Origin of the sequence: Arthrobacter sp. zg-Y238 (assembly GCF_024385525.1) — a bacterium.
GTDB classification, from domain to species: domain Bacteria; phylum Actinomycetota; class Actinomycetes; order Actinomycetales; family Micrococcaceae; genus Arthrobacter_B; species Arthrobacter_B jinronghuae.
Map to the genome: position 1 here is coordinate 404,398 of NZ_JANFLU010000001.1, position 23,969 is coordinate 428,366.

Consider the following 23,969-nt stretch of genomic DNA (forward strand, 5'->3'; position numbering starts at 1 on the left):
AAAAGCCGAACGACGGTCAAAAGTTGATTTAAATCAACGGTACGTCCGGGGTTTTTGCCGTCCTGACCATATGCGCCTTCCGGTGACTGATCTCATGGGGAAAGGTGACGAGGTCCTCGTCCAGCTGCGGAATCGGAGCACGCCACCCTGAAGCCGGGCACAATGAAGGGTGGCTGAGATTCCGTTTTCCAAGGGGCACTGATGAGCAATACCGTGCATGGTTCGTCCACTTTTCCGCCGCACCACCCGGTTCCGGAGCCACGCTTCCGGGTGTCCCGGGACGCGCTGCGTGCCTCCCTCTGGTTCTGGCCCACCTGCGCCTCGCTCGCGGCGGTGCTGTTGACCCTGCTGCTGCTGCAGGTCCGCCCGGACGACGACGTCGCGTGGGCACGCTGGATCTGGCCGACCGGTGTCGACGCCGCGAGCAGCCTGCTGCAGACGGTGGCCACCAGCGTGATGACGGCGGCCACCGTGACCTTCTCGCTGACCGTGGTGGCGCTGCAGCTGGCCTCGCAGCAGTTTTCGCCCCGGCTGCTGCGCGAGTTTGCCCGGGATGCCCGCACCCAGACTATTTTGGGTGTGCTGATGGGAACCTTCATGGTGTCCATCACCGGCCTGCACGGCATGGATGCGGACCGGCCCGTCCCCGTGCTGGTGGTGGGTCTGGTCTACATTCTGGGTATTGCCAGCGGCGTGGTGCTGCTGCTGTTCATCGGACATATCACCCGGTCGCTGCGGGTGGACACCATGATGCTCAACGCGCATCAGGGCTGCCTGGCGGTCCTGCGCGAAACCTATCCCGCGTCCGATATCGGCGAGGTACAGGACTTTCCCCGGCCCGACGGCGGCACTCCCGTTCCGGTCGGCCGCAGCGGCATCGTGCAGGCAGTGCACGCGAAGCCCCTGGTCCAGACGCTGCACGAACACGGACTGACTATGCGGATGGAGGTGCAGCCCGGCGACCACGTCACCATCGGAACGCCGGTGGCCCGGGTCTGGAGCGACGACGGCGGCCCGGTCCCGCTGGGTGCCGTGCGCGAGTCCCTGGCGGGTGCACTGGAGATCGGCTACGAACGGACTCCGGAGCAGGACGCCGCGCTGGGGCTGCGCCAGCTGACCGACATTGCGGTCAAGGCCATTTCCCCGAGCATCAATGATCCGATCACGGCCGCCCACGCGCTGGGCTACTGCGCGGATTTGTTGGTGGATATCTCGCACCGGCGGCTCGGCCCCGAGGGGCAACAGGATAACGACGGCGTGCTGCGGCTGGTTACCGTGGGCCGCGACTACCGCTACTTCATGGACCTGGTCTGCGGTCCGGTCCGGCGCTTCGCCGATTCCGAACCGATTGTGCTCACCGCCGTGCAGCGTCTGCTGCGTGACTGTGCGGCCAATGCCGTCAATGATGACCAGCGCGAGGAGATCCGCCGGCAATCCTCGCTGGTGCTCGAGAACACGTCGCGGAACCTGGCGGTGGCAGACGAGCAGGAGGTCCGCGATATGGCCCGCCGGGTGGAGGAAGCCCTGGTGGGGGACCTGGAGTCCGCCTTTGCGGACCGGGCGGGGGAGACCCGGTCCGTCTAGGGAAGCAGTTCCATGGCTAGGACGAAAATGCCCATGCCCAGTACGAAGAACCCAAAGCCACGGCGCAGCGCGGCCTCCGGAATACGTCCTACCAGCCGGGCGCCGATCAGTGACCCGACGATGGCCGCCGCGGTCACACTGCCCACCAGAGCCCAGTCCAGAGACACAGTGGTGAGGTAACCGGACAGTCCCGCGAAGGACTTCAGGGAAATGACCACCAGCGAAGTTCCCACCGCCACGGGCATGGAAAGCCCGCCCAGCAGGGCCAGCGCCGGGACCACGAGGAAGCCGCCGCCGGCTCCCACCAGGCCGGTCACCAGACCCACGGCAAGGCCTTCGACAATGACCTTCCCTACCGGGAGCTCTTTGCTATGGGATTCCACGGCTCCGCCCCTGCGCCCGCGGATCATCGCCACCGAAGTTGCGATCATCATCAGGGCGAAGGCGACCATCAGCACCGCTCCCGGTATCCGTCCGCCAAGCAGGCCGCCACCAAACGCGCCTGCCATCCCGGCCGCGCCGAAGAGCAGCCCGGTGCGCCACTTCACCCGGCCCCGGCGGGCGTGCCTGACGGCGCTGAAGGCCGAGGTCACGCCGACCACGAACAGCGAAGAAGCAATGGCCTCGCGGGGGCTCATGCCGGCCACGTAGGTCAGGATCGGGACGGTGAGGATGGACCCGCCGCCGCCGAGCAGGCCCAGCGAGAGCCCGATCAGCACGGAAAGCAGGAGGGTTGCGGCGAGGGTGACGGTCATGGATGGTGTCCTTGGAAGCGGGGGGAGCGGTAGGCAGGCGGGTTAGCGGACCGCGGGCAGCTGGCTGATGACGGACTGTACCGTGGGCTCGGACGCCGCCTTGTTCCAGGGCATCTTCGACAGGGCCTGGCCCATGGCGCAGGTGTTGGTCGCAGCGGAGAATGTCAGCCCAGCGCCGATTCCTCCGGCCAGCAGGCGCACCTTGGGGGAAATGAAACGCCCGCCGGCGAGGCCTGCGATCACCAGGGAGCCTGCCGCCATGCGGACCTGGCGTTCCAGCGACCAGCGCTGGGCACCGCGGACGACGTCGCCGCCGGCCGCTGCGAAAGCGGGCACGCCGCCGGTGAGGACCCGGGCGTTGGCGACGGCGGCACCGGCGAGGTGTCCACGAGCTTGCTCGGCGCGGACGCCGGACTGGCAGACCAGCACCACGCGGTTGCCCAGGCGTTTGGCCAGCTCGTCGGCATGTTCGGCCAGCAGCGGCAGCGGCACGTTGTAGGAGCCGGGGATGTGCATGCTCTCGAACTCGGCGGCGGAGCGGACATCGAGGATCGCGAGGTCCTCGTGCCGGGTCATCCAGTTTTGCAGGGTGGCGGCGTCGAGGTCTGTCACAGGGGAAGCGGAGGAGGCCATGGGGCCCTCATTTCTGTAGGCGGGTAGTTCTGCGGGAAAGCCGGAGCGAAACCCCTGGGGGTATACTTCCGGTAAGAAAATCACCACTGGAGGAGAAGTCCATGCAGTTGGATAACAGCGAACTCGCGCCCGTCATCAACCGGCTGAAGCGGGCTCAGGGGCAGCTGACCGCGGTTACCCGCATGCTCGAGGAGGGGCGGGACTGCAAGGACATCGTCACGCAGCTGGCAGCTGTGTCGAAGGCACTGGACAAGGCAGGGTTCGCAATTATCGCGGCCGGCCTGGAGCAGTGCCTGCTCAATGATGACGGTTCGATGGACAAGAAGGACCTGGAAAAGCTCTTCCTCTCCCTGGCCTAAGCGGCAGGGGCGGCGGTAGCCCGCCGCTCCTGCCATCCGGAAATCAGCTGTTAATGCGGGCCTGCATACTGGACCAGCCGGCGTAGCTGCCATCCAGTTCGACGACGTCGTACCCGGCCCGGCGCAGGGCGCTGGCGGCCACGGAATTACGCACCCCGCTCTGGCAGTACGTCACGATGGTGCCCTCGTCCGGCAGCCGCTCCAGGTTCCAGAGCACCCGGCCGGCGCTGAGCTGCTCCGATCCGGGAATGTGTCCGGCGGTGTGCTCGGTGCGGTTGCGGACATCAAGGACCAGAGCTGCGTCAAAGCCGTCCAGCTCCTCCGGCTGGATTAGCCGCGGCGTGGTCTGCGGCAGCCCGTCGATGGTGGTGGTGAATCCGGCCACCCGGTCAATGCCGACCCGGACCAAGTGGTCCCACATTTCCTGCGCGGACTCCTGATCGGCGGCGAACAGCACCAGCGGCAGGCTGTCGGTTTCGGGGTCCACGGCCCAGGCGCCAAAGCTGGCGGTCTTGGTGCCTGCGGGGATGTTCACTGATCCGGTGACGGTTCCCTCGTGGACCTGTCCGTGTGGACGGGTGTCTACGAAGGTGAGGGTGTCCTGTGCCAGTCCGCGGGCGACGTCGTCGGCCGGGAGTTCCTGCAGCGGGGCGCGTTCGCCCATCACAGCCGGCCCCTGCCGGTTTTCGCGCTTCATCCGGGCGAAGTAGGCATGGGCATCGGGCTGGCCGTCGAGCAGTTCATCCACGAAGCCCTGCTCGTCATTGGCGGCAAGGTACTGGCCCCACCATGCGTAAAGACGTTCGTAGCCCACGGTGGTGGAGGGGAGCGCGCCCAGCGCCTTGCCGCAGGCGCTGCCCGAGCCGTGGCCGGGGTAGACCTGAACGTGGTCAGGCAGGGTCAGGAACTTCTCCTGCAGGCTGCGGAAAATCTGCCGGGCGCCTTCGAAGCGGGTGTCCACGCCCCCGGCGGCTTCATCCAGCAGGTCGGGCCGGCCCAGGTCTCCGGAAAAGACAAAGTCACCGGAGAGCAGGTAGCCGGGTTCACTGCTGAAGGCGCCGTCGGTCACCAGGAAGGAAAGGTGTTCCGGCGTGTGGCCAGGGGTGTGCAGGGCCTTGAGGGTGATGTTGCCGAGGGAAACGGTGTCGCCGTCGTGCAGGCGGGCTGCCTCGAAGCGGTACTGCCAGTCCGTGCCGCCTTCGCCGGAAACGTACATGTCGGCGCCGGTGGCGGCCGCGAGCTCGCGGGTGCCGGAGAGGTAGTCGGCATGGATGTGCGTCTCGGTCACCGCGACAATACGCATGCCGTTGGCGGCGGCGAGCTCCAGGTAGGTGTTGATGTCGCGGCGGGCGTCCACCACCACGGCCTCCCCCTGACGCTGGCAGCCGATGAAGTAGCTTGCCTGGGCCAGGTCCTCGTCATAGATGCGTTCGAGCAGCATGGAATCTCCTTTTCTAGACACCCCCGGGGGTATCCGTTCTGCTTCGACCGTAATACCTAGGGGGTATGCAGGCAACTCAGCGGTTGCTCTTTTGCATACCCTAGGGGGTATCTGCCACGATAGTGGAGGGGCGCAGTGTCCCGTAGGAATTCGAGCCAAGGAACAAGCAGAATGTGCCGAGCAGTAACGTGCCGCAAATGCGGCAAAACCACGTGGGCCGGGTGCGGGAACCACGTTGACCAGGTGATGCGCGGGGTGCCGAAGGCGGACCGTTGCAGCTGCGGCACGGGCACCGGCAAAACGCCGGCCGGCGCGCAGCCCGCCGGCGGATGGCTGGGGAGACTGTTCGGCAGGAAGTAAGAGCAGGGCCGGCCTAGTGGCCGTCGGGCTGTATCCCGTGCCTGATGGTCAGGACGGCTTCGGGGGTCACAGCGATGCCGGCGAAATCCTGCAGCGCCAGGCAGACCTCTTTACTGCGCCCTCGGCGGTCGGCGAGGTCCGCTGCGTCCTTCGCGGCTTGCTCACGCTCGTCCGCACCGTAGCAGTAGGCGGTGTCCTCGACAGGGGAGTTGGCGTTGCAGTTCGCCAGTATGGTGGTGCCGCGCTCACCGTCCGCCCTGGAGTCGATGATCTCGTAGTAGGGCTCACCGATCTTCTTCCAGACGGTGCCGGCGATCACGAGGAACTCATCCGCGGCACTGCGGGCGGCTTCCTCTGCCGCTGACTGGTCCTTCGTCCGGAAGAGTCCGTGGATGTGGGCGGAAAGGTCTATGACCTCCCGGGCGTCCTGGCCCAGGCTAACGAACCAGTCCCCGCCTCGGATGCGGAGCGATTCGCCGGAGTATTCGCTTCCAGGCTCATAAACGCCCGCGACCGGAGCTTCGGAGATGTCCACGGATTCCACGTCCATTCGGGTTTTGAAGACTGTATCCGGGCGCTGCCAGGGCAGCAGCTTCTTCCGCTGAATGCTGACGCTGAGACTGACGGTGGTCATGCTTCCTCGATTCCGTGCGGGGCAGGTATCCGTACATTGTCTCCGAGAGATCCCAAGCCGCGCCTTCGGACACCGGGGTGCGGCTGTGGCAGGCTGTCGCCATGGAAACCAGCACCGGCATGCCCTCCTGGCCGTCCGTCGACCCGCAGCACGGAAACGTGCGCCTCCGTGCCTTCCGGGATGAAGACGTGGCAACGGTCATGGAGATGTCCCGGGACGAGTATTTCCCCGCCATCGGCACCCTGGCCGGGAACGCCAGCGCTGCACAGGCGCTGGAGTGGGTGGAGCGGCAGCGGAACCGGTACGCGGAGGGCGCCGGCTTTTCCTTTGCGGTGGCCGACGCCGGCACCGACCGTTGCGTGGGACAGCTGGGGCTGTGGGTCCGGGAGCTGGAGAAAGGCCGTGCCCAGGCCGGCTACGGGATTACGCCGTCGGCCCGCGGCCGCCGGTTCGCGGCCTCGGCGCTCCTGGCCGCGTTGGAGTTCGCTTGGACCATGCCGGAACTGCACCGTGTAGAGCTGTACATCGAGCCGTGGAATACCGCCTCGATCCGCACCGCGGAACTCGCGGGTTTTGAGCAGGAAGGACTATTGCGCAGCTACATGGAGATTTCCGGACAGCGGCGGGACCTGCTCATCTATGGGGCGGTCAGGGGACACGAAAGCTAGCCGGCGCCCGGGACGGTGTGTCCGCAATCATCCGTTCGGGTGCACCTGAGGCCCTCGTCCGTTGACGCCCCGCCCCGCGGAAGCGGACAGTTGAGGCATGCCAGGCATCGCCGCACCCCTCTGGGATTCTCTGACCGAGACCGTCCAATCGGGCTGGTGCCCGGGACTGGTGGCAGGGGTCCGGATCAACGGGCAGACCGAAATCTTCGCCACCGGTTCGCTGGGACTCGACCAGTCCGAGTCGATGGAAGAGGACACCCCGTTCCGCATCTCCTCGTTGAGCAAGCTGATCGGCGGCGCCCTGGCCATGAGCCTGGTGGCCGACGGCACGCTCGGGTTGAGTGACGAGGCCGGCCGCTGGCTGCCGGGGCTTGCGAACCTGCGGGTGCTGGCCACCCCTGATGCCCCTCTGACGCTGACCGTCCCGGCCCGCGGCCCCGTAACGGTGCGCCACCTGCTGACCTTCACCGCCGGGCTCGGCGTCGACTTAGATCCGACACCCTATGTGGCTGCTACCCAGGATTTCCTCTGGGGACCCAACCCGCCGGACATGACCCCCGAGGAGTATCTGACTCGGCTCGGCAGCCTGCCCCTGGCATATCAGCCGGGGGAGCGCTGGATGTACCACTCCAGCGCGGACGTGCTCTCGGTCCTGCTCCCGGCAGCCACGGTCACGCCCCTAGATCAGCTGGTGCAGGAGCGGATCAGCGAACCGTTCGGGCTGACCGGCACCGGGTTCCCGACGGGCACCGAACATTTCCCGGTGGTGTACGCAGCCAACGACGAAGGCGGGTTGTTCGAGGCGGTGTCCTACCGGGATGCACTGGCAGGGCCGCCGAAGTTTGCCTCCCTGGCTGGCGGGATGGTCTCCACCGTGCCGGACTTCCTGCGCTTCCTCAGCGGGCTCGCGGATGACACGGTGCTGCCGGCCGAGCTGCGGCACCAGATGACTGCGGACCAGCTGACCTCCCTGCAGCAGGTCGGCGTGGCGGAACTGGCAGGCCCGGACGAGTCCTGGGGATTCATGACCGCCGTACAGACCGGACTGGGCGCGCCTTGGTCCGAGCCGGGCATGTGGGGATGGCTCGGCGGATCCGGGACCAGCGCCGCTGTCTATCCCAACGGAGACATCGGCGTCGTGTTCACCCAGCGGTTCCTGAGCGGCCCGCAGGATCATTTCGATTTCTTCTGGAAACCGTTCGGGGAGCTGCGGGGGAGTATTCGGGACACCGCTACATAGCTGGCCGCGGTCAGGTAAGTCTGCCTAGGCGAAGTGGGTTGCTACCTTGGCAGCGGTCACCGACTCGACCAGCCGTTCAGCCAGCTCGCGTAGCTTGATGTTCTGGTGGCTGGACGCCCGCCGGAGGATGCCAAAGGCCTCTTCCTGGCTGCAGCGGTTCTGTCCGGCAACGATCCCGACGGCTACGTCGATGGCGGTGCGGGATTCCATGGCCTTGCGCAGATCGTCGCTGACTTCCTTGTGGTTCGCGATCTGAACGGCAACCTGCAGCGTGACCGCCGCTTCCTCCGCGTATTCCTCAACTGCACGCACGAAGTCATCGGTGAAGATGCCCGTGCTCTTGCCGTAGAGGTTCAGCGCCGCGCCGCCGTCGTCACCAATGAGCAGGGGTACGGCGAGCATGGAATAACAACCCAGGCCGTGGATAGCCTCGAAATACTCGATCCAGCGTGAACCGGTGCGGGTATCGGCCACCAGGGTCAGCTCTCCGCTCTCCGCCGCGTAGAGGCACGGACCGTCACCGTACCCGTACTGGAGTTCATCGAGCTTATTGGCCTCGGTGCTGCTGCTGGCCACGGTCTGGGCGCGTTTGTCCCGTTTCAGGGTGATGCTGCTGAGCAGCTGGTTTGGGTCGCTGAAGAGTTCGGCAGCCTGCCCGGCGAAGGCTTCAAGAAAAAGCTCCATGCCCGGGTTGTCCAGAATGAGTTGCTGGAGCTGTGCCGCAACTGAGGTTCCACGAGTGAGGGCTGTCATTGCACCAGCTTACCCAAAAGGCATATCCGGGCCACGGCGCGCATCGGGGCCTTGCGGACGACGGCGCGCGGCGGCAACGCTGCCTGAGGCCTAGGGCGTTACGCTCCGGAAGGGCGGAAGAGCCCTAGGATAAACGCAATCCCGCAGCGCAGTAGAAACGCAGCTCAGTAGAAACGAGGCCCCGTGTCCACGCCCCGCTCCGACCCGCAGAATGCCCAGTACCCCTACCCTTCGACAACGGAAGCGGGGGATCAGCCCCCGACGTCGTCGACTCAGTTCCCGCCCTACCCGATGTCTGCCCAGCGGCCCAGCGGGCGTGCAGCGGGGGAGAATTTCAAGAACCAGTCGCTCTTCTGCGGCGTGCTTGGTTTGGTTGCTGCTGGCTTCGTACTCGGTCCTATGGCGATTTACTATGCCCAAAAAGCCGAAGCACTGAATGTCCCGGCAACCGGGGGCAAGGTGCTCGGCTGGGTCAACGTGGTCCTCTGCGCCATCGCTGTGGCCTTCTTCCAAGCGATGATTTACTTCCTCGTGTTCGCTGCGTTGACCGGTTTCGGGGACCCCTACTTCTAAATGCTTGACCCTGACACAGTGGCAGGCAGGAGAACTGAGACATGTTATCCATCGGAGCCTTCGCGCAGATCGGCCAAGTGACCCACCGCATGCTGCGGCACTGGGACACCGCCGGGCTGCTCGTACCGGCCCACGTGAACGAGTTCAGCGGCTACCGCTCCTACGATCCCTCCCAGCTCGAACGGCTGCACCGGATCGTCGCCCTCCGCCAGCTCGGCTTCGGCCTGGAGGAAGTTGCCTCCATTCTCGATGCCGGAGTCGACGCCGACCGGATCGCCCGGATGCTCCGCATCCGGCGGGCCGAGGTGGAGAGCGAACAGCGGACGGCCGCCGCGAGGCTCCTCGACGTGGAACGGCGGCTCCACCTCATTGAAAAGGAAAATGCCATGTCCCAGATAGAAATCGTGCAGAAGTCCCTGCCCGCAGTCCGGCTGGCCGCCCGCACCGCCGTCGTCTCCGAACAGCACGAGGTGGCCGGCGTCGTCGGGCCGTTGTTCGACGCCGTGGCGGAGGCCTTGGCGCCCACAGGTGCTTCCCTGGATAAGCCGATCGCCCAGTATGAGGTGAGCGAAAACGGCATGCACATCGTTGCCGGGTACGCCGTTGCCTCTGCCGGTCCCGACGGCGTGGAGATGGTGGATCTGCCGTCCGTCCCGACGGCCATTTGCGGTGTCCACCTCGGTGCCATGGACCGCATAGGGGAAAGCTGGCAGGCGGTGCATACGGAGACCATTGCCCGCGGCTTTGTTCTCTCGGGCCCGTGCCGCGAGGTGTATCTCCGCGCAGTGTCCGATGACCAGGCGGACTGGGTCACGGAGCTGCAGCAGCCCGTCCAGCCGGCATAAGGCGACCGCGGACCGGCACGCCTTGTGCCGGTCCGCGGAACACCGCGGGTTTAGACGTTGTAGATCTTCCCGGCGGTGATCCCGCCGTCCACTACGAACTCCGCACCGGTGGAGAAGCTGGACTCGTCGCTGGCCAGGAAAACGACCACGCTGGTGACCTCTTCCGGAGCAGCCGGCCGGGTGAGGGTGGTTTCCGAGAAATCGATGGGCTTCTGCCGGCCCATCACGGCGGTCATCGGGGTCTGGATGGACCCCGGGTGCACCGAGTTGACCCGGACGTGGGACGCGGCGAGTTCCAGTGCGGTGGACTTTGTCAGCCCGCGCAGGCCGAACTTCGACGCCGTGTAGCCGTGCATTCCGGCGATGCCCTCCAGCCCGGCGGTGGAGGAAATGTTGATGACCGACGACGGCGCGGACGCCTTGAGCGCCTCGACCGCTGCGGACATGCCGAGGAAGGGGCCGGTCAGGTTGATGTCCAGGGCCCGCTGCCAGCGCTCCGCCGGGTATTGACCGAGGGGGCCGCCGTCAAGGATGCCGGCGTTGTTCACCAGGATGTTGAGCTTGCCGAAGGTGTCCACTGTGGCTGCCACGGCGGCGGCCCAGTCCTCGGCGCTGGTGACGTTCAGATGTACGTAGCGGGCGGCGTCGCCCAGTTCCGCGGCCAGGGCGGCACCGGCGTCGTCGTTAATGTCGGCAATCATCACCTTGGCGCCTTCACGCACGAAAGCCCGCGCGTGGGAGGCGCCCATACCGCTGGCTGCGCCGGTAATCAGGGCTACTTTGTCTTTGAGTCGTTCGCTCACGGGTGGATCCTCCTGGTTGAATTGCCGGTTTGCACGGCACGTTCCCGCTGGGTGGGGCGGGGCCCATTTCGATCGTACGGCGGCAGAATCGGGCGGAATCCGGCGGAGGGGCCCCGTTGTGGGCAGTGTCATATCCGCGGTAAACCCTTTAGGCTCCTGCTCATGGCATCCCTGATCTCCCACACATCCTTCGACAGTCTCGACGCCTACGGCCAGTCCGTATTCTGGGGCCGGATCCTCGGCTTCCGGGAAGACCCGGAGGAACCGAACCGGCCGGGCGAAGAGGAATGCATGATCTTCTCCGAGGACGGCACGCAGCGGCTGCTGTTCATCGAGGTTCCCGACGCCAAGCAGATCAAGAACCGCGTCCATCTGGACCTGAAGCCCGCAGAAGGTACCCGCGACCAGGAACTCGAGCGCCTCCTGGGGCTTGGGGCCCGCGAAGTTGATGACCGGCGCAACGCGGACGGCACCGGGTGGGTGGTGCTCGCCGATCCCGAGGGCAACGAATTCTGCATCCTGCGCAGCGATGAGGAGCGCCGGATGTCCGCGGCAGCAGTTTAGGACCGCTGATCAGAAGCGCCCGTGCCTGAGCGGAACTGCCGGAACATAATCTCACCGTCCGGTGCCGAGTCCGCGCGGAGACCCTCCCGCCTGCGGCTCACCGCTTGTAGTCTCGAAAGGCCGACGGCAGCTCCGGACAAGCGCCGCGCCCCGGCATCCACCCGGGCACCCCGCCAAGCCCGTCCGTCCAGGGAGGCATCATGCAACTGGAACCGCGCAGGCCCAGCACCAAGGGACCGGCACACATGTTCACCGGCGACGTTTGGTTCGAAGTCATTGCCGCGCCTCAGCCGGCACCGTCCCGGATGCGGGTCAACGCCGTGCACTTTGCTCCCGGTGCCCGCACCGCCTGGCACGTCCACGCCGTCGGGCAGACCCTGCACGTCACCGAAGGCTACGGCCTGATCCAGTCCCGCGGCGGGGACGTCCTGACGATGCGCCCCGGCGACACCGTCTACACCCCGCCGGGGGAGTGGCACTGGCACGGCGCCGCCCCGGACAACCTCATGACCCACCTGGCCATGTGGGAGGCCCCGCCCGACGACGGCGCGGAGTCCGACTGGGGCGAGCTCGTCACCGACGAGGAATACGGTGCCCGGCCCTGATCCCGGAAGACCACCGAAAGGAAAGCCGATGGAAAATGTCACCCTGAACAACGGCGTCGAAATGCCGATCCTGGGCTTCGGCGTGTACCAGGTCCCGCCGGGCGAGACCGAAGAGGCCGTCAGCAACGCGCTGGCCGCCGGCTACCGCTCGCTGGACACGGCAGCGGCCTACCAAAACGAAGACGCGGTGGGGCGTGCCGTGCAGAAGAGCGGTCTGGCGCGCAATGAACTGTTCATCACCACCAAGCTCTGGATCCAGGACAACGGCGAGGCCACCACCACGCGCGCCTTCGAGACTTCGCTGCAGAACCTGGGCACGGAATATGTGGACCTGTACCTAATCCATCAACCCTTCGGCGACGTCTACGGCGAGTGGCGGGTGATGGAACAGCTTTACAGCGACGGCGCCGCGCGGGCCATCGGAGTTTCGAACTTCACCCCGGACCGGCTGATCGATCTGATCATGCACCACGACGTGGTTCCTGCCGTGAACCAGATTGAAACCAACCCGTTCTACCAGCGGGCCGTCGAAAACCAGCTGATGAGCGACCGCGGCGTCCGGCACGAATCCTGGGCGCCCTTCGCGGAGGGGAAGAACAATCTCTTCTCCGATCCCACGCTCTCGGCCGTCGGCGAGGCCCATGGGAAATCCATTCCCCAGGTAGTGCTTCGCTGGCTGATTCAACGCGGGATAGTGGTGATCCCGAAATCGGTCCGGCCGGACCGGATGGCGGAGAACTTCGACGTGTTCGACTTCGAGCTCAGCCCACAGGAAATGGCCTCCATCGCGGACCTCGACACGGGGAAGTCTCTGTTCTTCGACCACCGGGACCCCGAGGCCGTGGCCCGCTTGAGCGGGGTCACTTTGGACTAGTTTCGGGCGCCCGGTGCAGGTCCCGCACGAGGTAGAGCCACGGGAAGGACCGGCTCCCCACCTCCCAGCCGTCTGTTTCGTAGTGGGAGGACGGCCTGGTCCAGAGCACGCGGCGGTGTTCCCACTGGGTATCCGTCTGCAGCATCCGGTGCCGGAGCATGTCGACGCCGATGGTGCGCCAGCCCAGCCGTCCGGCCAGTTCCAGCTCGGGCAATTCATCGAAGGCCGTAACCGGACCGAGCCAGCGCTCGCGGGAACCGGGGGCCTGCTCGTCAGGCCGTGCACCGAAACGCTGCTGCACCGCCTGCCGGGTCATCCCCAGCTCCCGGCCCAGCGCGGCCCAGCTGACTCCCGCGCTCCGGGCCGCCGCGACTGCCCGGTGCTGCAGCTGCTGGCTTGCCTGCTCGGCGGCCCCTGCCCTGGCCACCAGGGCGAGATGGTCCGCCGCGGTGAGGGTCCCGGCGTCGTCGTAGTCACCGAGAATCAGCGCGCCGATCTGTTCCTGCAGATCCGTGACCGGACCGCCGGTCACGGCTGTTCCCCTGCATCGCGGCTGGGCAGCCAGTACTCCCTGCCGCTGCTGTCCTTGTTTCCCCGCCGGACCAGCGTGACGGCAAGGTACACGCTGAGCACGATCAGGGCGCCGCCGCCGCCCTGGCAGAGTCCCTTTGGGAAGCCGTGCAGATCGAGTAGCAGCCAGGTCGCAAATAGTGCGACCCCAACCAGAAACATGAGTGCGGAGTAAACGGCGGTGAAGATGCGGAAAGTTCTCATGGTGTCAATCAAAGCTTGACACCATCGGAACGTCAAGTGTTTGTTGACACTTTCTTTTCATGGCTCCCGGTACTCGCGAATTCGGGGTCCGCGGCGGCTAGGGTGCGGGCATTGGTGCGCCACGAACGGCACACCGCCAGGAAAAGGAGTGGAACATGGGACATTCAAGGCTGTCGTTGTGGTCATCCGGGTCGGTGCTGTCCATCGGGTCGAAGAACTCGGTGCTGTCGATCGGCAGCGTGGGGTCGGCGTGTTCGATCGGTTCGATCGGATCGTTTGGGTCGGTGCTGTCCATCGGATCCGCGCTATCCGCCGTGGCGGTGATGTCCTGGCTGTCCGTCGGGTCGATCATGTCGTCGCGGTCGAAGGCGGGGGTCATGGCCGCGGGCAAGGCCTAGCCTGCGGGCGTCCAAGCTGTGACCGTCAGATAGCCGGGTTCCGCCAGATCGATGTCTGCCTCCAGTTCCTGCCGCTGGGTCCCGGAGTAGGGGGCCACCAGCAAGGTGCCTACCCGGACCATGCCCGCCCCGGCCGTACCGCGCCAGCCGATCGAGGCCGTGGCTGCTTCCCCCGGGGCCAGCGTCACCGGCTGCACCGGAGGATCCTCGGTCATATGGGAGCCGCCGTGCACCGCGGTGATGCCCATGACCCAGCCATCGCTGCTCTCGAAGTCCAGATCCGGGTAGCCCTGCACCGTGCAGGACCGTGTTCCTGTGTTTCGCACGGTGATCTGCGCTGCCCGGTGGCCCGTGGCCGCATCCCACCCGCCGATCGAGGACTCGACTTCTTCACCGGTGCACCACAGCGGATCCGGCTCGGAGAGGGCGGCACCCACCGGGGCGGCACCGTAAACCGTTGGCTCCGGAGTAGGCGTCGCGGCAGGCTCCGGGGCCGGTTGCGAGGGATCGCGGGCGGTGAGCGGAAGCGCAACCATCACGGCTGCGGAGAAAAGGGCGAATGCCCCCAAGGCCCAGCCACGCTGCCGAACCCGGGCGGTGGGGGCGGGTTCCTCCGGAACCCGGGCTGCGTGACGTTTCTCCGGCAGATGGGAACCCGCCCCGTCGGAGGCGGGGGCGGAAAGGAAGGTGGCCACGAGGGCCGGCACCCAGCCCCAGGCAACCCCCCAATACGCTCCGGTGAGCAGTGAGGGCCCAAGCAGGTCAAAAATCCACTGTGCCCGGCCCAGGGGCCATTGGGCCAGGACCGAAGCCACGGCCAGCACCGCTGAACCGGCCACGGCCGCCAGCGTCACGCTCATCCAGTTGGCCAGGAAGAGCGCGCCCCGGGTACCGGTCTTCCTGCTATCGGGCAGGAGCACCAAGGTGATCGCGGCCACGGCCAGGGCTGTTAACCCGGCCACCAGCACCAGGCCGGAACCGTCCAGGAGAGATTTGATGCGGACAGGCATAGTGTCCGGGGAGACCAGTGAAGCCAGGTAGATCGGTATCCGGCCGTTCCCTGCGGTCAGCAGCGCTTCGAAGGCCCAGCCGGAAATCAGCCAGAGGACAGCCACGACAGCGGGTAGAAGGAGCGGCTTGAGTTTTTCTGCAGTGTTCCCCATGCAGCGAGGGTACCCCGTCGTCCTCTATCCGGATCCGGCAGCGGTGCGTGCGGGAATTAACGCACCGTTGCGGGCGGGAGCTGCCGCCGCAGCTCCGCGCACAGTTCCGCCAGCGCCTGCGGAGCGCTGCGGCACAGCCGCGGGAAGGCCAGGTAACCGTGCGGCATCCCTACATAGGTGGTGACGCGGACGGGAACGCCGGCCTTGCGCAGGGCTTCGGCGTAGCGCAGCCCGTCGTCGCGGATGGGATCGTGTTCGGCCACCTGGATCAGTGCCGGCGGCAGCCCGGTGTGGTCCAACGCCAGCAGCGGCGAGGCGTACGGGTTGCTGCGGTCCTCCAGATTGGGGACGTAGAGGCTGCCGTAACGGAGAACGTCCTCCTTGGTGAGGATGGGTGCGTTGGCGTTTTCCTCGATGGACGGGCTGCCCAAGGTCATGTCGGTGGCGGGATAAATCAGTCCCTGGAACGCGATGGCGGGGCCGGACCGGTCCCGCGACATCAGCGTCAGCACCGCTGCCAGGTTGCCGCCGGCGCTGTCGCCCACGACGGCGAGCCGGCCGGCGTCGGCCTCCCATTCATCGGCCCGGGCGGCTACCTCGAGCAGTGCGGCATAGCAGTCCTCCGCCGCGGCGGGCCAGGGATGCGTCGGCGCCAGCCGGTACTCGAGGGAAACGACGACGGCGCGTGCGTCCCGGGCAATGGTGCTGGCCAGCGAGTCATAGATGTCCAGGTTGCCGACCGTCCAGCCGCCGCCGTGGGCCAGGACCACCAGCGGCAACGTTCCATCGGCGTCCTTGGGGCGGTACACCCGCACGGGGATCCGGCCCTCCGCACCCGCGGCGGTGTCGTCCTTCAGTTTTACGCCGGAAGCGACGCCGCCCAGCACCCAGTCGACCACCGGGTTGTGCTTGATGGTGCGCTGCTGGTCGGCGAGAATCTGTTCCTCGCTCTTGCGGGCCACGGAGGTCCGCGCCAGCACCTTGCCCACCAGCCGTACCCGCAGATCCAGCTTTGCCATGTTCGTGCCTTTCCATCGGTCCTGCCGAGCTAGGCCTGAATATAGTCCTCCACAGCCTGCCCCGCTCGGCGGCGGCCGAGCCGGCGCCGTCGTCGTTCCCGTTAGCCGTTGCCGCGCCCGGAGTGACCGGGCAGAATCGGACCGACGACGAAGGCACGGGGCAGCGAGCCCCGGGCGGAGTCCCGGGCGGATGGAGCGGCAATGAGCGCGGACACCACAACGAGCACCGGCACCGGCGGAGCGTCGCACGCGGCGGACAGCCATGATGTGATCCGGGTGCAGGGTGCGCGGGTGAACAACCTGCGGGACATCAGCATCGAGATTCCCAAGCGGCGTCTGACGGTGTTCACCGGGGTGTCCGGCTCCGGCAAGAGCTCGCTGGTGTTCGGCACCGTGGCCGCCGAATCCCAGCGGCTAATCAATGAGACTTACAGTGCTTTTGTGCAGGGTTTTATGCCCTCCTTGGCCCGGCCGGAGGTGGACCTGCTGGAGGGACTGACCACCGCCATCATTGTTGACCAGGAACGGATGGGTGCGAATCCGCGCTCCACGGTGGGCACCGCCACGGACGCCAACGCGATGCTGCGGATCCTGTTCAGCCGATTGGGGCAGCCGAACATCGGCCCGCCCAACGCGTATTCCTTCAATGTCCCGTCCGTGAAGGCCTCCGGCGCCATCACGGTGGAGCGGGGCGACGGCAAGACCCGGGCGGAAAAGGCGGTGTACAACCGGCTCGGCGGCATGTGTCCCCGCTGTGAGGGGACGGGAGCGGTCACCGACTTTGACCTGACGGCACTGTTCGACGGCGCGAAGTCGCTGTCCGAAGGGGCGATCACGGTGCCGGGCTACAGCATGGAGGGATGGTTCGGGCGGATCTACGCCGGTTCCGGGTTCTTCAATATGGACAAGCCGATTGCAAAGTTCAACAAGCGCGAGCTGCATGACCTGCTCTATAAGGAACCCACCAAGATCAAGGTGGAGGGCATCAACCTCACCTATGAAGGACTGATCCCCAAAATACAGAAGTCGATGCTGTCCAAGGATCCCGAAGGGATGCAGCCGCACATCCGCGCCTTCGTGGAACGGGCCATCACCTTCAGCACCTGCCCGGAGTGCGACGGGACCCGGATCAGCCCGGAGGCACGGTCCTCGAAGATCGGCGGCCTCAACATCGCCGACGTCTGCGCCATGCAGATCAGCGACCTGGCCGGCTGGGTGCGCGGGCTGAAGGAACCCTCGGTGGCGCCGCTGTTGGCCGGGCTGCAGCACCTGCTGGACGCGTTTGCGGAAATCGGGCTGGGCTACCTGTCCCTGGACCGGCCGTCGGGCACCCTGTCCGGCGGGGAGTCGCAGCGGACCAAGATGATCCGTCATCTGGGCTCCTCGCTGACGGACGTCACCTACGTCTTCGACGAACCGACCATTGGCCTGCACCCGCATGACATTGCCAGGATGAACCAGCTGCTGCTGCAGCTGCGGGACAAGGGCAACACCGTGCTGGTGGTGGAACACAAACCCGAAACCATCGCGATTGCGGACCACGTGGTGGACCTGGGCCCAGGCGCCGGCACCGGGGGCGGCACCGTCACCTTCGAGGGGCCGCTGGACGGACTGCGGAAAAGCGGCACCCTGACCGGCCGGCACCTCGGGGACCGGGCCCGGCTCAAGGACTCGGTGCGGCCGGCGTCGTCGGCCCTGGAAGTGCGCGGTGCCGCCACCAACAACCTGCGCGACGTCGACGTCGACATTCCGCTGGGTGTGCTGGTGGTCCTCACCGGGGTGGCCGGCTCCGGCAAAAGCTCACTGATTACCGGGTCGGTGTCCGGGCGGGAGGGTGTGGTGACCGTGGACCAGGGCGCCATCCGCGGCTCGCGGCGCAGCAACCCGGCCACCTACACCGGTCTGCTGGAACCGATCCGCAAGGCGTTCGCGAAGGCCAACGGGGTGAAACCGGCACTGTTTTCCTCCAACTCCGAGGGAGCCTGCCCGGCCTGCAACGGCGCCGGGGTGATCTACACCGAGCTGGGCGTGATGGCCACTGTGGAATCGGTGTGTGAGGACTGCGAGGGCCGCCGCTTCCAGGCCTCGGTGCTGGAATATCGGCTGGGCGGGAAGGACATTGCGGAGGTGCTGGCCCTGTCAGTGGGCGAGGCGCAGGAGTTCTTCGGCGACGGCGAAGCCCGCACCCCTGCCGCACATAAGATCCTGAGCCAGCTGGCCGACGTCGGGCTCGGCTACCTGCATCTGGGGCAACCGCTGACCACGCTTTCCGGCGGGGAGCGGCAGCGGCTGAAGCTGGCCACGCACATGGGCGGCAAGGAAGCGGTTTTTGTGCTGGACGAGCCGACCACCGGCCTGCACCTGGCCGACGTCGAACAGCTGCTGGCCCTGCTGGACCGGCTGGTGGATTCCGGGAAGTCGGTGATCGTGATCGAGCACCACCAGGCCGTGATGGCGCATGCGGACTGGATCATCGACCTGGGCCCTGGTGCCGGACGGGACGGCGGGCGCATCGTGTTCGAGGGGACACCGGCGGATCTGGTGGCGGACGCGTCCACGCTGACCGGAGAGCATCTGGCGGCCTACGTGGCGGGGTGAAGTTTGCTGCCGGTGGCAGGATTCTGCTGCCGGTTCGGGAAATCCCTCCGCTGCGCAGTGGCAGGGATTTCCCCTCTGGCAGGGAATTACCAAAGTGGCAGGATTTCCTAGCGGACCCTGGGAAGGGAGGCGGGCCAGCGCCGGGTTACGACACCGGGCTGCGGTGCGCAAACATGATCACGGCGACCCCCGCCAAGCAGATCAGCGACCCGAGGATGTCCCAGCGGTCGGGCCGGAAACCGTCGAAGACCATGCCCCAGGCCAGCGAGCCGGCCACGAAGACTCCGCCGTACGCGGCCAGGATCCGGCCGAAGTGCGCGTCCGGCTGCAGTGTGGCCACGAAACCATAGGCGCCCAGGGCCATCACGCCCAGGCCCGCCCACCACCAGGCCCGGTCCTCCCGCACGGACTGCCACACCAGCCAGGCTCCGCCGATTTCGGCGGCAGCGGCCAGGAGGAACAGCAGGATGGTTTTTGCAATGGTCATGGCATCCATCCTGCCGCAGGTTCGGAGGGGAGCGGGGGTGCGGGCAAGCGGGGTCGGCGGGCGTGCGGCCAGCCGGCGAGCGTAGTCGGAGTTTGTGCTGCCGGCATGGGAATTTGCTGCCGGTTCAATCTGGCAGCAAAACGTCAAAGTGACAGCGTAAGTGCAAAACGGACGGTTAGACGGCTGGTCCAGACGGAGAACCGACGCCGGAGTCTGGGAACCGCCGGATTTCCTGCACATTGTCGGAATCCCTGCAGTTTGTGACAATCCCCGCTCCGCGCAGCGCAGGGATTGTCACAAACTGCAGGGATTTGCCCAAAACGCAGGGAATCCAACTGCGTCAGGGGTGGTCCGCCCCGGCCCCGCCCGTCCGGCCCGGCCCGGCCCCGGGCTACATGCACCCGGACCGGCCCGGTCATCAGCAAGTCATGTCGCCTGCGCGCCACGCACCCGGCGCCGGACCTCTCGGTACAACAGGGCTTCCACGGCAACCAACCCCGCAATTAGGGCGGTAACGAGGAGAAGCGCCGCCAACGAGGTCAACGGCAGACCGAAGGCTATCAACGCCAGCAGCAGTGCAGCCGTTCCCAGCCGCCACTTCTTCCAGCCCCCGCCCATCCTCCGCCAGAAGGCCGCGGTGCCCAGCAGGTACAGTGCCGGGCCGCCGAACAACGCGAAGACCCCGAGGCTGCTCAGCTCCTTCCCCTCGTCCACATGCGCCAGCACGTCCTCTACCCCCAAGGCCGCGAGGACAATGCCGGCCACGAGGGGCAGGTGCAGGTAGGTGTAAGCGACGACGGCGGCTGAAGACCGGGCGGATCCGCGCAGTGCGGCGAAGCGGTGTTCGGCCGCGACTGCCGTGACGTCGAAGTAGAGCCACCAAAGCCCGATGGACAAACAAATTCCCGCCGCCGCACCGGCAAGCACCGGTACGCTCACGGGCAGTTCGGAGGCACCGACGCCGATGGACACGATGGATTCGCCGAGTGCGAGGATGACCACGAGTGCGTACCGTTCGGTCCAGTGCGCCGCCGAGTGGATCCGCCAGTTGCCGTGCCAGGAGATGAGGAAGGTGATCCCGGTGTCCAGCGCCATGCCGGCCAGCCAGAACCACGTCTGAGCGGTTCCGCCCAGCAGCGCCCCGGTGACGACCAGCGCCGCCCCCAGGACGGCGGTGAAGGTCAGCTTGGCTATCTGGCGCCGCAGCGGCCGGTCGTTCCCGGACGCATACACGTACAGAACCAGGTGCAGGATCCGGACCGCAGAATAGGCCAGGGCAAGTACCAGCGGGCCGTGCAGGCCGCCGTCGAGGTCTTCGAACGCTTCTGGAATGGCCAGTGCGGCAATAAAGGCCGCCACCATGACGGCGGACAGGCCGAACCGCATCAACCCTTCATCGACGTGTGCCTGGTTGGCGAGCCAGGAAAAGGGCGCCCAGGACCGCCACAGCAGGACCAGGATGACCATCCCCTGCAGCACACCCAGGAATGAATGCTCGTGCACCATGAACCCGGTGACCTGGGTAAAGGCGAACACGAACACCAGATCAAAGAACAATTCAAAGGTGGTGACCCGGTGCGTTTCGTCCGAAATGCGGGCATGGGGCGGGCGCGGCAGCTGCGGCATGGCACAAAGAATAGGAGTCCACGGCCCCGCCCAGAAGATGATGCGGGCTGAAAGCCGGGCGGCCCGCGGCAGCTACAGCGTCCGGATCGGGGTCCCGGCCAGGAAAGCCGAGATGTCCTCCACCACCTGCGGAAAGAACGTGCGGTAGTTCCCCTCGGTGACGTACCCGAGGTGCGGCGTCGCCAGGACGTTGGGCAGGTCCCGGAACGGGGAATCTGCCGGCAGCGGCTCTTCGGCAAACACGTCCAATCCGGCGCCGGCAATCGCCTGCCGCCGAAGGGCATCGAGCAGGGCGGCCTGGTCCACGATCCCGGCCCGCGAGGTGTTGATCAGGTAGGCGCCCGGTTTCATCAGCGTCAGCTCCCCTGCCCCGAGCAGCCCGTGTGTACGGTCGCTCAGCATCAGATGGATGGAGACGACGTCGGACGCCGCCAGCAGCGCCTCCATGGAGGGAGCCAGTCGGGCGCCGGCCGCCTCGGCCCGTTCGGCAGTGAGATTTTGGCTCCAGGCCAGGACGTCCATCCCGAACGCCGCCCCCACCCGGGCCACCTGCATCCCGATTTTCCCCAATCCCAGCAGCCCGAGCGTGGCTCCGTGCAGATCGGTGCCGATGGTCTGCTGCCAGGGTCCGCCGTCCCGCAGGGCAGTGGCTTCGGGCACCAGGTGCCGGCCCAGTCCCAGGATCAGAGCCCAGGTGAGCTCGGCGGGCGGCGTCGAGTTGCTCGCAGTGCCGCAGACGGTCACGCCCCGCTCCCGGGCCGCGGCGAGATCAATCGAGGCATTGCGCGCGCCCGTCGTGACCAGCAGCTTCAGGCGGGGCAACCGGGCGAGCAGGCTCGCCGGAAACGGGGTGCGCTCGCGCATGACGACGACGACGTCGAACCCGGCCAGGCGCGCGGCGACGTCGTCCTCGGCCGCCAGATGGTCGGAGAAGACGGTCAGCTCCACCTGACCCTGCAGCGAAGCCCAGTCGGCGAACCGGGTGGCGGCGTGCTGATAGTCGTCGATCACTGCGCATGTAACGGTCATGGACTCTTCCCTGCTGGCGGTTCGCGGCTGGGAACAAGGTACCGCGGCCGGCGCTATACTGCTCCCGGCTCCGGCGGGCCGACCGGAAGTGAGGCGGAAAGTGAAGCCGGAAGTTACACAGACCGTTCCGCTTGTGACCCACGTCATGTCTCCGGTACGGTGACTACACCGCCTGCGGTTCGACTATCGAACTTAGTGTTCAAATAACGAGCACCGCCGGGCGGGCACCTACGGCACAACGAAGTGAGGACCCCCGTGCAGTTCCACCACCACGGCTACGTATCCGGTGACCCCCGCATCCAGCCCGCCGCCGGCACCGGCGTCGACCGCCCCGCCGACCTGCCCGACGAAGTGGACGTGTTGATCGTCGGCTCCGGTCCCGCCGGGATGCTCACCGCCGCACAGCTTTCGCAGTTCCCCGGCGTCACCACCCGGATCGTGGAGCGCCGGGACAGCCGCCTCGCCATCGGCCAGGCGGACGGCATCCAGGCCCGCAGCGTGGAAACCTTCCAGGCCTTCGGCTTCGCCGAGGAAATCACCGCCGAGGCCTACCGCATCACGGAGATGTGCTTCTGGCGCCCGGACCCGGAAAACCCGGAGAATATCGTCCGCTCCGGCCGCGCACTGGATGATCCGGCGGGAATCAGCGAATTCCCGCACCTGATCGTCAACCAGGCCCGCGTGCTGGACTACTTCGCCCGCTTCATGGCGAACTCGCCCACCCGCATGCGGCCCGACTACGGGTTCGAATTCCGCAGCCTCGAGGTCGACGACGACGCCGAGTACCCGGTCACCGTCACCCTCCTGTCCACGTCCGGTCCGGACGAAGGCACCGAGCGCACGGTTAAGGCCAAGTACGTGGTGGGCTCCGACGGCGCCCGCAGCAAGGTCCGCGAATCCATCGGCTGCACCATGGCCGGAGACAAGGCGAACCACGCCTGGGGCGTGATGGACGTGCTGGCCAACACCGACTTCCCCGACATCCGCACCAAGTGCGCCATCCAGTCCTCCAACGGCGGCAGCATCCTGCTCATCCCGCGCGAGGGCGGCCACCTGTTCCGCATGTACGTGGACCTCGGCGTTGTGCCCGAAGGCGACAACGGCGCCGTCCGCAAGACCTCCATTGACCAGATCATCGCCAAGGCCAACGGCATCATGGCCCCCTACACGCTCGACGTCCGCAACGTCGCCTGGCACAGCGTGTACGAAGTGGGCCACCGGCTCACCGACCGGTTCGACGACGTCCGGCCCGAGGACCTCGGCACCCGCACCCCGCGCGTCTTTATCACCGGTGACGCCTGCCACACGCACAGCGCCAAGGCCGGCCAGGGCATGAACGTCTCCATGCAGGACGGCTTCAACCTGGGCTGGAAACTCGGGCACGTGCTGGACGGCCGCAGCCCGGAAAGCCTGCTCTCCACCTACTCGGCCGAACGCCAGGTGGTGGCGAAGAACCTCATCGACTTCGACAAAGAGTGGTCCACGCTCATGGCGAAGAAGCCCGAAGAGTTCGAGAACCCCTCGGACCTGGAGGACTTCTACGTCCGTACCGCCGAGTTCCCGGCCGGGTTCATGACCGAGTACACCCCCTCCATGCTTATTGCCGAGCCTCTGCACCAGGATCTGGCCGCCGGCTTCCCGCTCGGCAAGCGCTTCAAGTCCGCACCCGTGCTGCGCGTCTGCGACACCAACCCGGTGCAGCTGGGCCACCAGGCGCGGGCGGACGGCAAGTGGCGGATCTACGTCTTCGCCGATGCCGCGGCCGCCGGCACCCCCTCGCCGGTCACCGAGCTGGCCGAATGGCTGGGCACCGCGCCGGATTCCCCGTTGGCGGCCACGCCGGAAGGCGCGGACCGGGATGCCTGGTTCGACGTCAAGGTGATCTACCAGCAGGACCACACGGGCATCGACCTCGGCGCCGTGCCGGCGGTGTTCAAGCCGCAGGTCGGACCGTTCCAGCTTGACGATCTGGCGAAGGTCTACGGGGCGGACCCGACCGCCGACATCTTCGAGCAGCGCGGGATTTCCCGGAACGGCGCCGTGGTGGTGGTCCGCCCGGACCAGTACGTGGCCAACGTGCTGCCGCTGACTGCCACGGCGGAGCTCGCAGAGTTCTTCGCACCCCTGCTTCCGGCCCGCCAGCAGGCGTAACCGGTTTCCCAACGTACGACGACGGCGGCACCC

The 23,969-nt window shown here is 66.8% G+C and carries 26 protein-coding genes; 12 read left to right on the top strand and 14 right to left on the bottom strand.

Annotated features, from left to right (window positions below):
* The first annotated feature begins 201 nt into the window (after window positions 1–201).
* On the top strand, window positions 202–1,584 hold the full coding sequence (locus tag NNX38_RS02025; protein ID WP_255796487.1) for a DUF2254 domain-containing protein: 1,383 nt from the start codon (window positions 202–204) through the stop codon (window positions 1,582–1,584).
* Here the strand turns inward: NNX38_RS02025 and NNX38_RS02030 are convergent.
* Both NNX38_RS02030 and NNX38_RS02035 read right to left on the bottom strand, forming a co-directional pair.
* On the bottom strand, window positions 1,581–2,339 hold the full coding sequence (locus NNX38_RS02030; protein ID WP_255796488.1) for a sulfite exporter TauE/SafE family protein: 759 nt from the start codon (window positions 2,337–2,339) through the stop codon (window positions 1,581–1,583). The two genes, NNX38_RS02025 and NNX38_RS02030, sit on opposite strands and share 4 nt — an antisense overlap.
* Before the next feature lie 42 nt (window positions 2,340–2,381).
* Window positions 2,382–2,972, bottom strand: coding sequence for a rhodanese-like domain-containing protein (locus NNX38_RS02035; RefSeq protein ID WP_255796489.1), 591 nt, complete (start codon window positions 2,970–2,972; stop codon window positions 2,382–2,384).
* Between the two features lie 101 nt (window positions 2,973–3,073).
* Between NNX38_RS02035 and NNX38_RS02040 the strand changes: the two genes are divergently transcribed.
* Window positions 3,074–3,331, top strand: coding sequence for a metal-sensitive transcriptional regulator (locus tag NNX38_RS02040; RefSeq protein WP_229950959.1), 258 nt, complete (start codon window positions 3,074–3,076; stop codon window positions 3,329–3,331).
* A gap of 43 nt (window positions 3,332–3,374) precedes the next feature.
* Here the strand turns inward: NNX38_RS02040 and NNX38_RS02045 are convergent, their stop codons facing one another.
* On the bottom strand, window positions 3,375–4,772 hold the full coding sequence (locus NNX38_RS02045; RefSeq protein ID WP_255796490.1) for a rhodanese-like domain-containing protein: 1,398 nt from the start codon (window positions 4,770–4,772) through the stop codon (window positions 3,375–3,377).
* Between the two features lie 171 nt (window positions 4,773–4,943).
* Here NNX38_RS02045 and NNX38_RS02050 point away from each other — a divergent pair, with 171 nt between their 5' ends.
* Window positions 4,944–5,132 carry a hypothetical protein gene (locus tag NNX38_RS02050; protein ID WP_255796491.1) on the top strand — a complete coding sequence of 63 codons (189 nt, stop codon included), beginning with the start codon at window positions 4,944–4,946 and terminating at the stop codon, window positions 5,130–5,132.
* A 13-nt stretch (window positions 5,133–5,145) separates the two neighbouring features.
* On the opposite strand, the gene NNX38_RS02055 is transcribed toward NNX38_RS02050, so the two are convergent.
* Complete coding sequence (locus NNX38_RS02055) at window positions 5,146–5,766, bottom strand: hypothetical protein (protein ID WP_255796492.1); 621 nt, start codon at window positions 5,764–5,766, stop codon at window positions 5,146–5,148.
* Between the two features lie 101 nt (window positions 5,767–5,867).
* Between NNX38_RS02055 and NNX38_RS02060 the strand changes: the two genes are divergently transcribed.
* Window positions 5,868–6,434, top strand: a complete 567-nt coding sequence (locus tag NNX38_RS02060) for a GNAT family N-acetyltransferase (protein ID WP_255796493.1) — start codon at window positions 5,868–5,870, stop codon at window positions 6,432–6,434.
* Window positions 6,435–6,531: 97 nt separating this feature from the next.
* On the top strand, window positions 6,532–7,674 hold the full coding sequence (locus NNX38_RS02065; protein ID WP_255796494.1) for a serine hydrolase: 1,143 nt from the start codon (window positions 6,532–6,534) through the stop codon (window positions 7,672–7,674).
* A 24-nt stretch (window positions 7,675–7,698) separates the two neighbouring features.
* Here the strand turns inward: NNX38_RS02065 and NNX38_RS02070 are convergent, their stop codons facing one another.
* Window positions 7,699–8,427 carry a GAF and ANTAR domain-containing protein gene (locus NNX38_RS02070; protein WP_255796495.1) on the bottom strand — a complete coding sequence of 243 codons (729 nt, stop codon included), beginning with the start codon at window positions 8,425–8,427 and terminating at the stop codon, window positions 7,699–7,701.
* Window positions 8,428–8,826: 399 nt separating this feature from the next.
* On the opposite strand from NNX38_RS02070, the gene NNX38_RS02075 reads away from it, so the two are divergent.
* Window positions 8,827–9,000: a hypothetical protein gene (locus tag NNX38_RS02075; protein ID WP_255796496.1), complete on the top strand. Its 174-nt coding sequence runs from the start codon at window positions 8,827–8,829 to the stop codon at window positions 8,998–9,000.
* Between the two features lie 41 nt (window positions 9,001–9,041).
* Window positions 9,042–9,845, top strand: coding sequence for a MerR family transcriptional regulator (locus NNX38_RS02080; RefSeq protein WP_255796497.1), 804 nt, complete (start codon window positions 9,042–9,044; stop codon window positions 9,843–9,845).
* A gap of 50 nt (window positions 9,846–9,895) precedes the next feature.
* Here NNX38_RS02080 and NNX38_RS02085 read toward each other — a convergent pair whose 3' ends face one another.
* A complete protein-coding gene (locus NNX38_RS02085; protein ID WP_255796498.1) occupies window positions 9,896–10,648 on the bottom strand; it encodes a glucose 1-dehydrogenase in 753 nt (250 codons plus the stop codon).
* A 162-nt stretch (window positions 10,649–10,810) separates the two neighbouring features.
* On the opposite strand from NNX38_RS02085, the gene NNX38_RS02090 reads away from it, so the two are divergent.
* From NNX38_RS02090 to NNX38_RS02100, 3 genes are all read left to right on the top strand, one after another.
* Complete coding sequence (locus NNX38_RS02090) at window positions 10,811–11,212, top strand: VOC family protein (protein WP_255796499.1); 402 nt, start codon at window positions 10,811–10,813, stop codon at window positions 11,210–11,212.
* A 200-nt stretch (window positions 11,213–11,412) separates the two neighbouring features.
* Entirely contained in the window at window positions 11,413–11,817 is a 405-nt protein-coding gene (locus NNX38_RS02095; protein ID WP_229950939.1) for a cupin domain-containing protein, read from the top strand.
* A gap of 28 nt (window positions 11,818–11,845) precedes the next feature.
* Window positions 11,846–12,691, top strand: a complete 846-nt coding sequence (locus tag NNX38_RS02100; RefSeq protein WP_255796500.1) for an aldo/keto reductase — start codon at window positions 11,846–11,848, stop codon at window positions 12,689–12,691.
* Here NNX38_RS02100 and NNX38_RS02105 read toward each other — a convergent pair.
* From NNX38_RS02105 to NNX38_RS02125, 5 genes are all read right to left on the bottom strand, one after another.
* Window positions 12,678–13,223, bottom strand: a complete 546-nt coding sequence (locus NNX38_RS02105; protein WP_255796501.1) for a hypothetical protein — start codon at window positions 13,221–13,223, stop codon at window positions 12,678–12,680. The two genes, NNX38_RS02100 and NNX38_RS02105, sit on opposite strands and share 14 nt — an antisense overlap.
* Window positions 13,220–13,465, bottom strand: coding sequence for a hypothetical protein (locus NNX38_RS02110; protein WP_255796502.1), 246 nt, complete (start codon window positions 13,463–13,465; stop codon window positions 13,220–13,222). The genes NNX38_RS02105 and NNX38_RS02110 overlap by 4 nt, the downstream gene beginning before the upstream one ends.
* Window positions 13,466–13,562: 97 nt before the next feature.
* Window positions 13,563–13,844 (bottom strand): hypothetical protein, encoded by a 282-nt coding sequence (locus NNX38_RS02115; protein ID WP_255796503.1) that lies wholly within the window; start codon window positions 13,842–13,844, stop codon window positions 13,563–13,565.
* A gap of 15 nt (window positions 13,845–13,859) precedes the next feature.
* The gene (locus NNX38_RS02120) at window positions 13,860–15,026 is read right to left on the bottom strand and encodes a DUF4232 domain-containing protein (protein WP_255796504.1); all 1,167 of its coding nucleotides are present in this window, start codon (window positions 15,024–15,026) and stop codon (window positions 13,860–13,862) included.
* A gap of 56 nt (window positions 15,027–15,082) precedes the next feature.
* Window positions 15,083–16,045: an alpha/beta hydrolase gene (locus NNX38_RS02125; RefSeq protein WP_255796505.1), complete on the bottom strand. Its 963-nt coding sequence runs from the start codon at window positions 16,043–16,045 to the stop codon at window positions 15,083–15,085.
* Between the two features lie 201 nt (window positions 16,046–16,246).
* Between NNX38_RS02125 and NNX38_RS02130 the strand changes: the two genes are divergently transcribed.
* A complete protein-coding gene (locus tag NNX38_RS02130) occupies window positions 16,247–18,643 on the top strand; it encodes an excinuclease ABC subunit UvrA (protein ID WP_255796506.1) in 2,397 nt (798 codons plus the stop codon).
* Between the two features lie 145 nt (window positions 18,644–18,788).
* Here the strand turns inward: NNX38_RS02130 and NNX38_RS02135 are convergent, their stop codons facing one another.
* The 3 genes from NNX38_RS02135 to NNX38_RS02145 all read right to left on the bottom strand — a co-directional run bounded on the left by NNX38_RS02135 (window position 18,789) and on the right by NNX38_RS02145 (window position 21,785).
* Window positions 18,789–19,130 (bottom strand): YnfA family protein, encoded by a 342-nt coding sequence (locus NNX38_RS02135; protein WP_255796507.1) that lies wholly within the window; start codon window positions 19,128–19,130, stop codon window positions 18,789–18,791.
* 426 nt (window positions 19,131–19,556) lie between these two features.
* Window positions 19,557–20,756 carry a low temperature requirement protein A gene (locus tag NNX38_RS02140; RefSeq protein ID WP_255796508.1) on the bottom strand — a complete coding sequence of 400 codons (1,200 nt, stop codon included), beginning with the start codon at window positions 20,754–20,756 and terminating at the stop codon, window positions 19,557–19,559.
* A 72-nt stretch (window positions 20,757–20,828) separates the two neighbouring features.
* Window positions 20,829–21,785, bottom strand: coding sequence for a D-2-hydroxyacid dehydrogenase family protein (locus tag NNX38_RS02145; RefSeq protein WP_255796509.1), 957 nt, complete (start codon window positions 21,783–21,785; stop codon window positions 20,829–20,831).
* A gap of 255 nt (window positions 21,786–22,040) precedes the next feature.
* Between NNX38_RS02145 and NNX38_RS02150 the strand changes: the two genes are divergently transcribed.
* Window positions 22,041–23,936, top strand: a complete 1,896-nt coding sequence (locus tag NNX38_RS02150; RefSeq protein WP_255796753.1) for an FAD-binding monooxygenase — start codon at window positions 22,041–22,043, stop codon at window positions 23,934–23,936.
* The last annotated feature ends 33 nt before the right edge of the window (window positions 23,937–23,969 follow it).